This is a genomic window from Lactiplantibacillus sp. 30.2.29 (assembly GCF_018991255.1).
Taxonomy (GTDB): domain Bacteria; phylum Bacillota; class Bacilli; order Lactobacillales; family Lactobacillaceae; genus Lactiplantibacillus; species Lactiplantibacillus pentosus.
This window is the reverse complement of sequence record NZ_JAGYGU010000019.1, coordinates 33,962-48,534: the sequence shown is the minus strand read 5'-3', so window position 1 is coordinate 48,534 and position 14,573 is coordinate 33,962. Positions and strand designations below refer to the sequence as shown.

14 protein-coding genes are annotated in these 14,573 nt (G+C 42.3%); all 14 read left to right on the top strand.

The features are described from left to right. Position 1 precedes the first annotated feature (1 nt). The 14 genes from KGF65_RS11325 (at position 2) to KGF65_RS11260 (ending at position 13,594) form a co-directional block, all read left to right on the top strand. A complete protein-coding gene (locus KGF65_RS11325; RefSeq protein WP_216748498.1) occupies positions 2-1,207 on the top strand; it encodes an acetyl-CoA carboxylase biotin carboxylase subunit family protein in 1,206 nt (401 codons plus the stop codon). 441 nt (positions 1,208-1,648) lie between these two features. After that, positions 1,649-2,110: a helix-turn-helix transcriptional regulator gene (locus tag KGF65_RS11320; RefSeq protein ID WP_216748499.1), complete on the top strand. Its 462-nt coding sequence runs from the start codon at positions 1,649-1,651 to the stop codon at positions 2,108-2,110. Positions 2,111-2,573: 463 nt separating this feature from the next. Continuing rightward, entirely contained in the window at positions 2,574-3,146 is a 573-nt protein-coding gene (locus KGF65_RS11315) for a helix-turn-helix transcriptional regulator (protein ID WP_101872795.1), read from the top strand. Next, the gene (locus tag KGF65_RS11310; RefSeq protein ID WP_101872796.1) at positions 3,124-3,837 is read left to right on the top strand and encodes an ABC transporter ATP-binding protein; all 714 of its coding nucleotides are present in this window, start codon (positions 3,124-3,126) and stop codon (positions 3,835-3,837) included. The genes KGF65_RS11315 and KGF65_RS11310 overlap by 23 nt, the downstream gene beginning before the upstream one ends. A gap of 5 nt (positions 3,838-3,842) precedes the next feature. Continuing rightward, complete coding sequence (locus KGF65_RS11305; RefSeq protein WP_101872797.1) at positions 3,843-5,111, top strand: FtsX-like permease family protein; 1,269 nt, start codon at positions 3,843-3,845, stop codon at positions 5,109-5,111. 251 nt (positions 5,112-5,362) lie between these two features. Next, positions 5,363-6,121, top strand: coding sequence for an aminoglycoside adenylyltransferase domain-containing protein (locus KGF65_RS11300; RefSeq protein ID WP_225083040.1), 759 nt, complete (start codon positions 5,363-5,365; stop codon positions 6,119-6,121). Positions 6,122-6,565: 444 nt separating this feature from the next. Next, entirely contained in the window at positions 6,566-7,351 is a 786-nt protein-coding gene (locus KGF65_RS11295) for a glucose-1-dehydrogenase (RefSeq protein ID WP_216748500.1), read from the top strand. Positions 7,352-7,474: 123 nt separating this feature from the next. Further along, a complete protein-coding gene (locus KGF65_RS11290; protein ID WP_105923509.1) occupies positions 7,475-8,326 on the top strand; it encodes a GRP family sugar transporter in 852 nt (283 codons plus the stop codon). Between the two features lie 25 nt (positions 8,327-8,351). Further along, a complete protein-coding gene (locus KGF65_RS11285) occupies positions 8,352-8,918 on the top strand; it encodes a sugar O-acetyltransferase (RefSeq protein ID WP_101872798.1) in 567 nt (188 codons plus the stop codon). A gap of 27 nt (positions 8,919-8,945) precedes the next feature. Next, entirely contained in the window at positions 8,946-9,377 is a 432-nt protein-coding gene (locus tag KGF65_RS11280; protein ID WP_056952613.1) for a cupin domain-containing protein, read from the top strand. A gap of 44 nt (positions 9,378-9,421) precedes the next feature. After that, a complete protein-coding gene (locus tag KGF65_RS11275; RefSeq protein WP_162937043.1) occupies positions 9,422-10,081 on the top strand; it encodes a flavodoxin in 660 nt (219 codons plus the stop codon). Positions 10,082-10,104: 23 nt separating this feature from the next. Then, positions 10,105-10,752, top strand: a complete 648-nt coding sequence (locus KGF65_RS11270) for an NAD(P)H-binding protein (protein WP_101872800.1) — start codon at positions 10,105-10,107, stop codon at positions 10,750-10,752. A 148-nt stretch (positions 10,753-10,900) separates the two neighbouring features. Further along, a complete protein-coding gene (locus KGF65_RS11265; RefSeq protein WP_050339820.1) occupies positions 10,901-12,484 on the top strand; it encodes a sodium:proton antiporter in 1,584 nt (527 codons plus the stop codon). A gap of 63 nt (positions 12,485-12,547) precedes the next feature. Next, complete coding sequence (locus tag KGF65_RS11260) at positions 12,548-13,594, top strand: NAD(P)-dependent alcohol dehydrogenase (protein WP_105923512.1); 1,047 nt, start codon at positions 12,548-12,550, stop codon at positions 13,592-13,594. Positions 13,595-14,573: the final 979 nt, after the last annotated feature.

Here is a 14,573-nt window from a genome sequence, read left to right as displayed (position 1 = left end):
AATGAGAGTTGGTATTATTAACCGGGTCCCGTTAGTTTGTGCGCCATTTAATCAATGGACGCCTCAGGGGGCGGATGTGACCCTAATTTCACGTTATCCCGTAGCGGCGGCTGACCGCACTAATTTGAAAAAGGTGATCGTGTTTGCAGACTATGATAATGACCTCAAATTAACAGCGCTCGTCGCCCGACTGCATCAGGAACAGCCATTTGATCGCTTGATTACGCTATCGGAGTTCGATATTTTGCGTGTTGCGAAAATTCGCAGCCTGCTTCACATTCCCGGGCAAGACTATTTTAGTGGCACCTTGTATCGTGACAAAATAACCATGAAACAGTTCGCACAGCTTAAAGGACTGAATGTGCCACGCTTTGCACGGGTCACGACGCTGGATGAGGTCCAGGCATTCGTCGCTGAATTTGGCACACCAACCATTTTGAAACCCAGTCAGCAGGCGGGTTCCAAAGATGTGCAGGTGCTGAACACGCTCGATGAAGCGACCACTCGTAACGTCACTCAGGCGTTGGGCACTTACGGCGAAATGGACTTGGAGCAATTTATTCAAGGCGATTTGTATCATGTTGACGGCATTATTAATCAAGGTCAACTGCAGTTTGTCTCCGTCTCACAGTACCTCAATGACTGTGGCGACAGTACGACTTTGAATCAAAAAGCGCGCACGTTTGCGGATTTCACCATTTCTGAAGATTCGTCAGCGTTTAAAACTTTAAAGGACGCTGCACAACAGTTACTCCGGGCACCGCAACTTGATTATGGTACTGTCCATCTGGAATTTATTTTAGATGCCACCCAACGTGCCTTTTTCGTTGAAATGGGGAGTCGCACTGGTGGCTTGATGATTACGAATGCAATTCAGCATAAATACGGGTTAGTCATGAATGAGGCTGCTTATAAGTTGCAAGCGGGATTCAATTATCAGTTAAGCCCGCAACCACCGATGACGGAGGCCGGCTTCCTAACAGTCTTACCGCAAAATGGGCGCTTGGTGAAGTTTAATGTTGCGCCATTACGCCCAGAAGTCCAGCATATCGAGACTCACTTTGAGATTGGTCGGGAATACGATGAGATGGATGAATCCACTGATTACATCGCGATGGTTCAATTTGATGCACCGAATGATGATGCGATGCAACATAAAATTGAAAAGATAAATCGGATCATCAAGCACAATTTAGTTTGGGGATAACCGAGCGTTAACTGGTGTTGTTCGGTTGGTAGCCCAAATAGAGTGAACTCACTAGTATCACCGAGTGACTGGAACAGACATGATATTTCAAAGCCTTACTGAGCCGTTTAAAGACGACTCGGTAAGGCTTTTAATATGCAGCAAGGGGTAAAATTACTACTTTTTGCGCATCGTAAACTTTTTGCCTTTGCATTGAGCATTTAGTATGTAGAAAATAATAGTAACTTTATGATTAGCCGTCTTTATACACGAATCGTCAAATCAAGTGCACCATATCTGAAATGAGAACACAGAAGATATTGGTGTATACCTTTACTATATTCGCGAATATGCTTTGTGAAAGGAAATAAAGCTTCAGCGTAATCTTTTACAGTAGATTGGGGTTGAAGTATTGAAAACATGGCAGGGGGTTGATATTGTAGCCTCAAGAGGGTGTTAACAATGGTAGAAATACAAGATAATGAAATCATTACGAATCATTTAAAAGAAATATTAGACGAAAGACATATTTCAATAAAGACTTTCGTTGATTATGCTGTCAGGAGTGGAATATCACGATCTGCGATTTATAAAATTGCAGCTAATACACATTATAATATGCAAGAAATCACGGTTCACAAACTCCAGAGGCTTCTGGGTGTCTCATATGAAAAACTGATTTCGTGGGCTCCAAATATGAGTACATATTTTAACGATAATCCACGTGGCTTTACGCAAGAAAATTTAGAAATATTAAGTCATGAAATGCGGGATATTGGCATTCAGCTACACTATCAAGTGTATTCTCGAAAGGAGTCAATGAACGTCACTACTATGTATGCCCAAAATCGGCGGATATATCTTGATGGTAACTTTCGAATAGATACCAGTGGACTACCTGAACTTATGGCTAACCAGTTTTGACGTTGTTAATAATCGAATGGACACGTCACCTATTGAACTAGAAAAATTTCATTCGCAGTTGTTACAACGAACAATTACTTTTGCACGTAAAATAGGCATATATCAGATTAATTATTCGGTATGTAAGAGTATTCTCATTTGTTGTTCTCAAAAGCGGCTTTGTGTATCGCCTGAACAACTTCTTAATATCTGTCATAAGTTAGGATTCAAGGAATCTAGTGAGAGTTATGGGGAAGAGCGGTTTCAGACCAACTTCGTAAAGGTGGTTGCTAAGTAACTAACTTAATTGATTTGAAATTGTCTAGGCTTTAACTTAGAAGTAAATTCTGCGCTTGAATTGGAATTAGTGTTGATATCACTTTGAAATACCGCTACATCAATGGTGTTGGGGAACCTATCAAATAAATTGTTAGCTATTCAACGCATAAAGTGGGTAAATGAAATTAGTCAGGGGGGAAGCCTAATGGGAGATTCAATTGGACACCGAATTAAAAGTAAGCGATTAGAACTGAAGTTAACACAAAATCAAGTTGCGGAAAAGTTATTTGTCACGCAGCAGACTGTTGCTAGGTGGGAAAATGGAAAGCATACGTTACCAGTGAAGGCTGTTCAGGATTTGAGTGAACTATTTGATGTACCGACAGCTTATTTTTTCGGTGAGGACCAAGTTATTATGCGCCGGTTTAACTTTTTCGCGTTTGTTGGTAGTGTTTTAGTTAACTTCATCTTGTTTTGGCTGATTGCAGCTACATTGTTGACAGTTTTATTGGCGTTATGGGCTATGTTGGGAGCTGGTTTAGTAGCACCAATCGTAGTGATTTGGCAGTTTATTATTGGTGTGCATATCTTTAGTGTCGGACGATTAATAATTAGCTGTTGCATGTTGTTAGTATCGCTAGCAACTATGCCAATTGCTTGGAAGATTGCTTGCTATATGGGGCGTATCCTAAGAGCCTATTATCGATATAATGTGAATTCAATTGTGTATGAGGTTGTGCCAAAGGAGGTCAGACATGATCATTGCGAAGAAGATTAGTAAGCAAATTCAGCTTGCAAGTCATAGTGTAGAAATCTTGCACGAAACAACAATTTGTGCTCGGCCCGGTGAATTTCTCAGTATTATTGGTCCTTCTGGCTCTGGAAAAACAACTTTACTAAATTGTCTATCGGGATTGATGATGCCATCGTCTGGTGAAGTTTACATTGATGGACAATGCATTCAACGCTTATCTGCAGGAAAGTTGGCGCAATTGAGGCGAACGGTGATTAGTACGATTTTTCAATCATATAATTTATTACCAGCGTTAAATGTTTTAGATAATGTAGTATTACCTTTACGTTTGAATCATCAACGAATAAGTAAATCCGAAGTTAAGACGTTATTAAATGGGCTGAACTTTAAGGCTGATTTAAATCAATTTCCTAACCAACTATCGGGTGGGGAACAACAAAAAGTCGCTATTGCTCGAACTTTAGTGATGCATGCGCAAGTGATTTTTGCGGATGAACCAACCGGTGCGCTCGATTTAATCTCTCGACAAGTGATATTTCAGCAGTTAAGAGCACTAGCTGAGCAAGGTGTCTGTATCATCATGGTGACCCATGATGTTGAACAGGCAGCGCATACAGATCGTGCACTAATTTTAAATGACGGGCGTATTATTTCTGAGGTTAAGCACCCGTCAGTTGATCAGCTCTTTGCCCAGATGGATACAATACGGGGGTGACAACCATGCTGTTATTGAGTGCTCATCAGTTTCAATATTCTTGGAAATCTTGGATGACGGGTAGTTTTATTTTTATCATTGCGGGATGGCTGATTGGGTTTTGTTTGACAGGAATTGATACGCTAAAGCATGTGACGTTTGCCTCGCATATCGATCCATTACCATTGTTTGCTATGCCTTTAGTTTTTGGTGGAATGACGTTACTATTTGTCTTGAGTGAAGTCATTCGGCTGGTTATGCGTGAGCTTGCTGATGAATACCAATTATGGGTTATTTTGGGTGCTAATCGTAACCAACTAGCGCTTTTAATTGCAATACAGATGGGATTGACAGCTTTCTTGAGCAGTTGGGCCGGTTACGGATTGTCAATATTAAGTATAAATCCGTTATATGAGCTTTTGCAGTTTTACATTGATCACAGGTGGTTTCCGAGCGTAGCGTTTGAAATATCCGTCAAGATTGGGTTGGTAACGTGCTTAATTGTAACTGGAATTGCGGTTTTATCTGGCTTAATCAACACGAAACGATTGTTGTGGAGACGCCATCGACGGATTGTCAATTTGCTTGCATTCGTCATATCGTTAGTTGGACTGGGTATAGCGAATTACCAAGTGATGGTAACTAGTACGCAAGAAAATAATGGTGGTGTCTTTCTTGTGTTGTTATTCTGGCTGATTCTGGTTCAAATCCAGATTGGCAAACAATTACTAAGGTATATTTCTAAAAAAATTATGAAACTAATACCAACTGGCTTATTCAAAGTAGCTAGTTGCCAGGCGATAAAGGGAGCTAATATTAGTGTCCCAATATTGGCGTTACAATCCTTAATTTACGGACTAATAGTGTTACTTTACGGATTTGGTGGAACTGGTGGTCAAGATCTCAAAAACGTCATCGTTTCGTTCATTGTTTATGTGGGGGCACCAGGATTGTTAGTGATTGCCAATGTTATTTCTGTCGCGATGCTAAGTGGCCGACAACAAACGAAAAACATCCAACAATTAAAGCAATTAGGATTTAGCTTTCGAATGCTGTTACAGGAACGGAGCTGGGAATGCTGTTTCCAAACGATACCCTTTTTAATAGTGGCGTTGGTGACTAATACTACCTTGTACAGGGTCTTGTTACTACTGGCATGGCGCACGCATGTTACAGTACAAATGGGTTTTATGGTGGCGATTTGGCTGCCGGTTGGGGTTTCGATGCTAACCTGGCTATTGCTAACAATGATTGCATGGAAAGAAGTTTTTACTAGGTATGAGATGAGTCGGTAGTTGTATTGCACAAAATATTGCTTCAGTTAATTGAGACGTGTATTTGGTGGATAGAATTCTGAAATGAAGAGATATTTGCGTATCGTCTTGAGTCAATCCTATTTATTTAGAGTCTTATGTTGACCATTCTTGATACTGTTGATAGTTTTTAAGAGTTCAACTAAAAATTGGATTTGCGTTGATTTAATTAATAGTATCCTATTGTTATGCAGAAATATGGCGTAATCAACAAAATGGAAGGAGACGGTCATGTGCAACGAACGCAGCAGCTTTTAACTACTTTAGTAACTAGTTACACCCAGCTATTAGGTCCCAATTTAGTCGGAATCTATTTACACGGTTCATACGTACTCGGTTCCTATAATGAGGATGTTAGTGATTTGGATTACGTTGTCGTGGTGCGTCACGCGTTGACTGCCACGAACAAACGGGAGTTGATGAGCGTTACTTTGCACAAACTATGGCCATTAGCACCCAAAAAAGGGTTAGAATTTCACGTTATGGTCCAATCGGCGTTGCGACCGTTTCAAACGCCAATTCCCTTTGATTTTCATTTTTCAAAATACCATTATCAAGATTACGTTCAATCACCAAATCAGTATATACAAACGATGCATGGGACTGATCCCGACCTAGCAGCCCACTTAACAATTATGAATCACTATGGTCAAGTCTTAACCGGGCCGGCCATTGCGGAAGTGTTTAGTCCAATTCCACCTGCTGTTTACTGGCAGGCTTTAGTTTTTGATATTGCCGATGCTCAGACCGATATAACAGTTGATCCGGTGTACGTGACATTAAATTTATGTCGGGTTTTAGCTTACCAACGGTCGGGACTGATTCTGTCAAAAAGTGGGGGTGGTCAATGGGGATTAGCCCACCTAGATTTGCGGTGGCAGCCATTAATCAACGCCGCCCTCCAAACGTACAGTGGCAACCTGCCGTCAATTCGATTTGATTCGAGTGATTTAACAAATTTTGCCACCATGGCTCTAACCACGATTTTATAGAAAACTGGTGAAACATGTCGTAAAGTGAACCCCCTTAGTTGGAGTAACTCCAAACTAAGGGGGTTCACTTCACTGTTTTTCTGACTACGGTCTACGCTGCTTCGATTTGTATCTTGCTTAAGTAGTTTTCAGACGAATCCTAGTGTCACCTATCACCGAGTGACTGGAACAGACATGATGCTTCAAAGCCTTACCGAGCCGTTTAAAGACGGACTCGGTAAGGCTTTTAATGTGGGCTGAAAATCAGTAACAATCGCGTCGCCAGGTCTATCAACGATGATTCTAACTTTCTAGCATAGGAGTGTACGGCCATTTTTATGATTGATAAGTAAAACTTATGAAAAGACGACGTTTTTGGAATTGGTCGATTATCATTTTGCTTGTAAGATATCACTTGTAAATTAAATCAAAAACAAGTGAAGTTAGAAAAGGAGATTTAAAACGATGTATGAAGATTTAAAAGGTAAAACAGCTGTCATTACTGGTGGTTCTAAAGGAATTGGTCATGCCATCGCTGAAAGGTTTGGCCAAGAGGGCATGAACGTTGTGATTAACTATAACAGTGATCCAGCTGGTGCTGAATCAGCGGTAGCAAGCGTTGAAAATAAAGGCGGTCATGCTGTTGCAGTTCAAGCTGATATTAGTACTGAGCTAGGGGTGCAGTCTTTATTAGATGCTGCGGTTGAGAATTTTGGTGATTTGGATGTCTGGATCAATAATGCGGGGATGGAGATTAAATCACCGACCCATGGGTTAAGCTTAGATGCTTGGAATAAAGTGACAGCAATTGATCAAACCGGTGTGTTCTTGGGTTCACGAATTGCTTTGGCCTATTTTAAGAAGCACGGTAAGGCGGGCAATATTATTAATATGTCTTCTGTTCATGAACGGATTCCTTGGCCAACTTTTGCGAGCTATGCGGCAGCTAAGGGCAGCGTTAAACTTTTTACCCAAACTATCGCTATGGAATATGCAAAGGATAATATTCGGGTCAATGCGATTGGACCCGGTGCAATCAATACACCAATTAACGCGCAAAAATTTGCCGACAAGGCGCAATATGATCAGACCGTAAAAATGGTTCCGATGGATCGAATTGGTGATCCGGAAGAAGTTGCTGCTGGTGCTGCTTGGTTGGCCTCTAACGAATCGAGTTATGTTACGGGGATTACCCTCTTTATTGATGGTGGGATGACCCTATACCCCGCTTTCAAAGATGGTCAAGGTTAAATCTGATTTTTAGAAGTTGGCAGACATGGCTGTGTGCTTCAGCGTATCACGAGTGTCTTATGAGTGATTCAACGTTAACTGGAGATTGAGAGAATAATTTAGGTGTGAAGGGTGTGAAAAGTTATGGGAATTTTATTAGCGTTGATCCCCGCAATTGGCTGGGGAATTCAACCTTTAATTGCACGGAAAGTTGGCGGCACGCCCGCTAACCAGATTGTTGGGACGGGATTGGGCGCCTTACTGATTGGTCTAATTATTTGGCTAATCAACGGGAGCGTCTCTGGGACTGCTTTTTGGCTCAGCTTTGGCGCCGGCTTCTTATGGTCATTGGGTCAAGTTGGTCAGTATATTTCATTTACACATCTTGGTGTGACCCGGACAATGCCAATTTCGACTGGGCTACAAATTATCGGAACGTCATTGATTGGCGTTTTGGCTTTCGGCGAATGGCCAGGAAACACTGCCAAACTCATTGGCGCAGTTGCAATTTTGCTGGTGATTATTGGTGTGGCGCTTACCGCAATTACTGATCACAAAGGTCAAGGCGCGACGTCAATTGGATATGGGCTGTCGATCTTAGTTCCGACTACCATTGGCTATTGGGCCTATGGTGCATTACCGAAGATGATTCATGCAGCTGGAATTCAGTTGTTTTTCCCGGAAATGTTAGGAATCTTCGTCGGTTCACTAATATATGCGCTAGTTAGAACTAAGGGCGCCGCTTTAGGTCAAAAAGAGACCTGGCAAAATGGGTTCATCGGAATTGTCTTTGGTATTTCATCATTGGCTTATATTTTTGCTGCACAATCAGCAGGTGTCGCGACTGCTTTTGTGATTACGCAGTTAAACGTCGTCGTTTCGACGCTGGGTGCAATGTTGCTTTTACATGAAGGCAAAAGTCATCGCGAACTGAGATATACGCTGGTTGGCCTTGGGCTGATTGTGATTGGCAGCATGATGACAGCGACTTTATAAGCTGAGTAATTGGAGATTATAAACTATGAGTATTTTTGATGATTTAAGAGCTGGTCAAATGATTAATATTGGTAATTCGCAATACCAAAAAGAAGTTCATGGCGAAATTGACCGCTGTAATGACCTTTGTCATGAAATCAATGCGACGATGCCTAGTGATCGAGAGCGGCTTGTGGAATTAGAAAATAAATTATTACATGGCCAGATACACGACGGGACGTTTTTTACACCACCAATGTTTATTGACTGTGGCAATCAGGTCCATCTTGGGCAGAATGTTTACGCCAATCATAATTTGACGATGATGTCGTTGGGCACCATTACCATTGATGATGGTGTCATGATGGGGCCCGGAGTGGGTTTGTTTACGGTCAATCATGATCCGGCTGATATTCGGAACGTTACGACCAAAGAAATTCATATTAAAAAGAACGCGTGGCTTGGCGCTCGCGTCAACGTTGCCCCCGGTGTAACGATTGGTGAAAATGCCATCATCGGTACGGGCGCCGTTGTTACAAAGGATATTCCTGACAATGCGGTTGCAGTGGGTGTCCCAGCTAAGGTGATCAAGTATAACAAAGTACAACACTAACCAATCATTTTTAGGAGGTTGTGAGAGATGGATGAAACTGAATTTAATATCGCAAACATTTATGGTCGTGGAGAAGCCAACACTGCTTTTGCGCAATACTTTTCTGGGCGGTCCTTTTTAAACCCAATCACTGAGCCCGGAAAGTCGACGCTTTTCATTGCTAACGTCACTTTTGAACCGGGATGTCGCAATAATTGGCATATTCATCATGCCACTGAGGGTGGTGGACAGATTCTGCTGTGTGTTGCCGGTGAAGGCTGGTATCAGGAAGCAGGGCAACCCGCACAAAGTCTCAAACCTGGGGACAAAGTGATTATCCCTGCTAATGTGAAGCATTGGCATGGCGCTAAGGCGAATAGCTGGTTTAGCCACATTGCAATTGAAGTCCCTGGTAAAAATACGAGTAATGAGTGGCTGGAAGCCGTCAGTGATGAAGCTTACAATCAACTCGCAAAGTAAGCCACAGCCATGCGGATGATTTTTAGGTGAAGGGGCAGGTTGGATTGAAAAATAAGAAAAGTGTCATTGCCGGTTTGATTGTTTTAGCAGCGTTATTTTTTATCGGGGTCCGCGTTTATCAACTTCAAAATGATCACAATCAAACGGATCGTGTGGACAAAGTAGCGCAGCATCCTCGGAAACAGACAAGTCAAGCAAACCGAACAATTGTTGTGTTCTTTTCCCGTGCGGGTCAAAATTATCCGAATCGCGATTTAAAGGTTGGCGATACGAACCAAATTGCCAATCTTATCACGCAGCAAACTGGTGCGAAACAATATCGGATTGTTCCAAAACAAGCCTATCCGTATAATTACCAAGCAACCGTGAAGCGGGCGACTAGGGAACAGAATGAAAATGCACGTCCGAAAATTAAAAATAAGTTACCTAATTTTAAAAAATATGACACCATTTTTCTAGGTTATCCAATTTGGGATGCCCATTTACCAATGATTTTGCATACCTTTATGGCCTCCGCACAATTGAACGGTAAAATAATCATCCCATTCTCAACTAACGCGGGTTCAGGCTGGTCGGATTCACTAACGATGCTGCGAAAACAGTATCCACAAGCGACGTTTAAAAAGGGTCTTTCAATTCAGGGTAGTGACGTTAAGTATTCCCATGCAAAAATTGAAAAATGGTTGAATCGTCTCGGATATTAAGCACATGGAAGGAAGGTCAAATAATGAAAAAAGTTTTAATTTTAGGCGCAAATGGGCAAATTGCCAAAATCGTAGAAAAGCGTGTTTTAAATGAACAGTCAGATGTTCAGCTGACTTTATTTTTACGAAATAGTCAGCGATTGAACGACTTAGCTACTAATCCCCGTGTGACGCTAGTTGATGGCGATATCACAGATTTTGATGCGGTTAAGCGCGCGATGGCAGGGCAAGACATCGTGTACATTGCCATGGTGGATCATACGGCAAATAACCGTATTACGAATAATGTCATTAAAGCCGCCAAAAATCAGGGTGTTAATCGTATTATTGAGTCAAGTTTACTCGGCTTATACAATGAAGTTCTTGGTGAATTTGGCCGTTGGAATTACCAAATGGTCAAGGATGGCCTTGCAGCTGCAATTAATGCGGATAAATTATTAGCACAGTCTGGCATCACGTATACAACGTTACGATTTCCATGGTTAAATGACCGTCATGAGATCAAATATCAGCTGACACACCGCAACGAGACCTACATTGGTGTATCTGGTTCACGGCAAAGCATGGCGGACGTCATTGTGAAAATCATTTCTGATCCAGCTTATCTCAGTAATGATAGTGTTGGTATCGCAGACGCTGACACTCAGGGAGAAACTCGACCAGTCTACTAGGCTGCGACAAGCTGGCCCTAAAGCAAGTAAAATACCGCGTACTGAATTGAAATCAAACTTATCGCCATTTTAATCATGTGAATTTGATTGACAGTATGCACACTCAGATCAAAGTTCGCTTGAACAATTAGATTAGGTGGTTAGAGTTATGTCAATGTTTATCGCGTTGTTTGTTGTGTTAGTCGCAGTTGCAGTTAGTGAATTGATTGCGCGACTATTACCACGAATTTCTAGTACGTATTTTAATTTACTGTTTGGTATCATACTGGCTGCTTGGCCCATGACTAGCCGGTATATCCCTGAATTTGATAATGAGTTTTTTATGATCGTTATCTTGGCACCACTACTTTTCTTTGAAGGACAACGCACCCAAATTCTTCAAGTACAGCAACGGTTGAAGCAAATTATCGGGACCGCGGGTATCCTGGCGATTATTTCAGCGGTCGTCATCACAATGATTTTACCAAACTTGTTCAACATGACATTCCCCTTAGCGTTGATCATGGTCGCAATCAGTACGCCTACCGACGCAACTGCACTAGAATCAGTTATTGGCGGACGAGCATTTCCACGAAGCAGCCACGAACAGTTAACACTAGAATCGCTGTTTAATGATGCGACTGGGTTAGTTTTATTACAGGCGGGCATCATCTGGTGGCAAACTGGACACTTTAATTTTCTGCAAAATGCGGGCACCCTATTATACGCTGCAGGTGGCGGGGCGTTAATTGGCTTTATGATTGCGTTACTGTTTATGGTGATTCGCCAATGGCTATTACGGACGAGCATCAACGCAATTTACGCACAAAATTTAGTCTATTTGCTTACCCCCATCATCATTTATATTTTGGCGGAAGCAATTGGTGTTTCAGGAATTATTGCGGTCGTCATTGCGGGATTAGTTAATAATAGTGAGGCTAATCGCAGTCGGTTCTCGTCACCGCGCCAAATGCATTTGGGATTGAATTTGGTCAACTTTTTGACTAGCATCTTGAACGGCATGGTCTTTGTCATTCTGGGCCTAAATCTTGAACGCATTTTTACGAGCCAATATTTTATTCATAACAATAATTGGCAGTGGCTGATGATCGGCGTAACCGTGTATCTTGGATTATTAGTTTGTCGATTGCTTTACGCAAAATACAAAGTTGGTGACCATTCTTGGCGATCAGCTGGCCTATTTTCTTTAGGTGGTGTTCACGCTACGGTGACTTTAGCCATGACTTTTTCATTACGTGGGACGCTAGCAACTAATCTGTATAATCAGGTTATTTTAGTTGAAGTCGTTGTCATTATTTTAAGCATGGTCACCGCCACAGTCGTGTTCAATCTGAAGTTACCGGTAGATTTTGACGCGCGCAACCGACCAAGTAGACAACGTGAGATTCGGGATGAAATGGTCAAGTCCGGAATTGAGCGCGTAAAGAAGATGGACTTGGATCCGGCTGTACGGGCGCTGGTGATGTACGACTTACAAGATCAGATTCGAAGTAACACGTTACGGTCGTTTTTTAAACAGTGGCACGGTGTGAGTCAGCATCAAGAAAAAATCAACGTTTTACAAAGTGTGGACCAACGACGAGCCCTCATGCATGCTTTCAATGAAGAGCGCCGTTATTTACACTCATTAGCATTGACGCACCAAATTCCGAGTGATGAAATTTATGATTTATACAGTGAAGTACTCTTGGCAGAGTCTTTGGTATTAGATCCAAAAAGTCGGCTAATCTAATAATCAGTCGCGCTAAATCTCTAGATTAGAATTGAATTTTTTCTAAAAGAAAGGATATTAAATATGACACAACCAGTTAAAGCATTACAAGCCAGAACAAAGGGAGACTTTTCGGCTTTTGAGCAGACTATCATTCAGCGACGTGATCTTCGTCAAGATGATGTCGCAATTGAGATTAAATATTGTGGCATCTGTCACAGTGATGTGAGCATGGTTCAATGGCAGGGCGCCCATTTTCCAATGGTACCTGGCCATGAGATTTCAGGTATCGTGACTGCTGTAGGTAGTGACGTTAAGGACTTCAAGCCAGGTGATCGCGTTGGCGTGGGTTGCTTTGTAAATTCCTGTGGCAAGTGTGCGGCATGTCGAGCCGGCCGTGAACAGTTCTGTGAAAAAGGGACGGTCATTGTATTTGATTCAGAAGACGATGATGGGACCATTACGCAAGGCGGTTATTCACAAGCAATCGTTGTAAAGGATCACTTTGTCTTGCATATTCCTGACGAACTGTCATTGGCCGACGCTGCGCCATTATTGTGTGCGGGTATCACGACTTATAATCCGATGAAACAGTACCAAATTGGGGCTGGTAGCAAAGTTGCCGTTATTGGCTTAGGCGGATTAGGACATATTGCCGTTCAATTTGCAGCCAAAATGGGTGCCGATGTTACCGTACTTGGGCATTCTGAAAGTAAAAGAGAAGAAGCACAACAATTCGGTGCGACAAGTTACGAAATTTTACGTGATCCGGCGGACTTTGCGCCGTTGGCAGGACAGTATGATTTTATTTTGAATACGGTCGCCGTTGATCTGAATATTGGTGACTATTTACCATTATTGAAATTTAATGGGACGCTTTGTTACGTCGGCATTCCAAGTGATGAGATCCATTTCAACTTGTTCTCGATGTTTGGTAACCAGGCCAATATTACGGCATCCAACGTTGGTGGAATTGCGTTAACCCAAGAAATGCTTGATTTTGCAGCTAAAAATCATATTAAACCCCAAATTGAAATGATTAGGATTGATGATGTCGCTGACGCGTATCAGAACATTCTTGATAGTAAGGTCCATTACCGGTATGTCATTGATATGGCAACCTTGAAATAAAGGCATTGTTCTGGTCGTACAGAATCTTTTGCAGCAGAAATAGGACTGTTGGCACATTGCGCTAGTTAATTTTGCATGAATACTGATTAAATCATGCCAATTTCTAGGTTCAAAAGCTACCAGCTGAAACCCGCTGGAAAAGGTGCGAATTAGCGTAAACGTGCAGTGGTATCATCGTCCCACGCCGGCTTCCAGGCATTCTGGTCAATGGCCGGAACGTGGTGGACACAGATTTAAGCCGAAGCCCACGTCTTAAATACTGGTCTTTCACTAACCAAGCACAAACCGCTTGCTAAGTGAAATTTCACCACTTGGCCTTGCCAGAATACCTTCCAGCCGGGACAGTATTCGAAAGGCAGACATGTGCGAACCCAACTTTTGACGAACTGATCGTTGGTTGTTAGTCAACAATCAATTCAAGGTTCAGCTGTAAGACTCGCTTCGATGATCTCCCAGCTATCCTAATTTTAAGCATCAGTATTGAACATTGGCGAATATTTTTCATCAACAAAGATGCCTAAATCTCGAATTGGAATCAAACGGTAAATTTACTGTCTAACTGTAAGTCTAGTTTCAATCGAGTCAGCAATAATCTGCAGGCAAACATACCAATATTCCAATTCCACAAATCATTATCTATACTAGTTAAACGTTTGTCTCAAGGACCAGTCCCTCATACTCAATGCTCAATTGTACCAAGGTAGGCGGTCGTTCATCTGCCATTCGAGCGGGTTCCCGACCGGAGGGGCTGGCTGACAATGCTCAAGGGCGAAGTTCTTCTTGTCCGGGCGGGTTTCCCGGGCTAGAAGAAGACTCGTATTTGAAATTGCGCAGTGATCTTCTGCGTGAGTTCAAATCGATGTCCGCCCTGTTCCAGCGTTGTCAGCCAGCCCCGGAGGTCGGATTAGAAAGCTCTCGGCAGACGAACAGCAAACCAACTAATCGGCATGATTTAATCAGCTCTAATGCTAAAGAATAG

Coding starts and splice junctions, on each gene's coding strand:
- KGF65_RS11325 (WP_216748498.1), top strand. CDS start 2: ATGAGAGTTGGTATTATTAACCGGGTCCCGTTAGTTTGTGCGCCATTT.
- KGF65_RS11320 (WP_216748499.1), top strand. CDS start 1,649: ATGGTAGAAATACAAGATAATGAAATCATTACGAATCATTTAAAAGAA.
- KGF65_RS11315 (WP_101872795.1), top strand. CDS start 2,574: ATGGGAGATTCAATTGGACACCGAATTAAAAGTAAGCGATTAGAACTG.
- KGF65_RS11310 (WP_101872796.1), top strand. CDS start 3,124: ATGATCATTGCGAAGAAGATTAGTAAGCAAATTCAGCTTGCAAGTCAT.
- KGF65_RS11305 (WP_101872797.1), top strand. CDS start 3,843: ATGCTGTTATTGAGTGCTCATCAGTTTCAATATTCTTGGAAATCTTGG.
- KGF65_RS11295 (WP_216748500.1), top strand. CDS start 6,566: ATGTATGAAGATTTAAAAGGTAAAACAGCTGTCATTACTGGTGGTTCT.
- KGF65_RS11290 (WP_105923509.1), top strand. CDS start 7,475: ATGGGAATTTTATTAGCGTTGATCCCCGCAATTGGCTGGGGAATTCAA.
- KGF65_RS11285 (WP_101872798.1), top strand. CDS start 8,352: ATGAGTATTTTTGATGATTTAAGAGCTGGTCAAATGATTAATATTGGT.
- KGF65_RS11280 (WP_056952613.1), top strand. CDS start 8,946: ATGGATGAAACTGAATTTAATATCGCAAACATTTATGGTCGTGGAGAA.
- KGF65_RS11270 (WP_101872800.1), top strand. CDS start 10,105: ATGAAAAAAGTTTTAATTTTAGGCGCAAATGGGCAAATTGCCAAAATC.
- KGF65_RS11265 (WP_050339820.1), top strand. CDS start 10,901: ATGTCAATGTTTATCGCGTTGTTTGTTGTGTTAGTCGCAGTTGCAGTT.
- KGF65_RS11260 (WP_105923512.1), top strand. CDS start 12,548: ATGACACAACCAGTTAAAGCATTACAAGCCAGAACAAAGGGAGACTTT.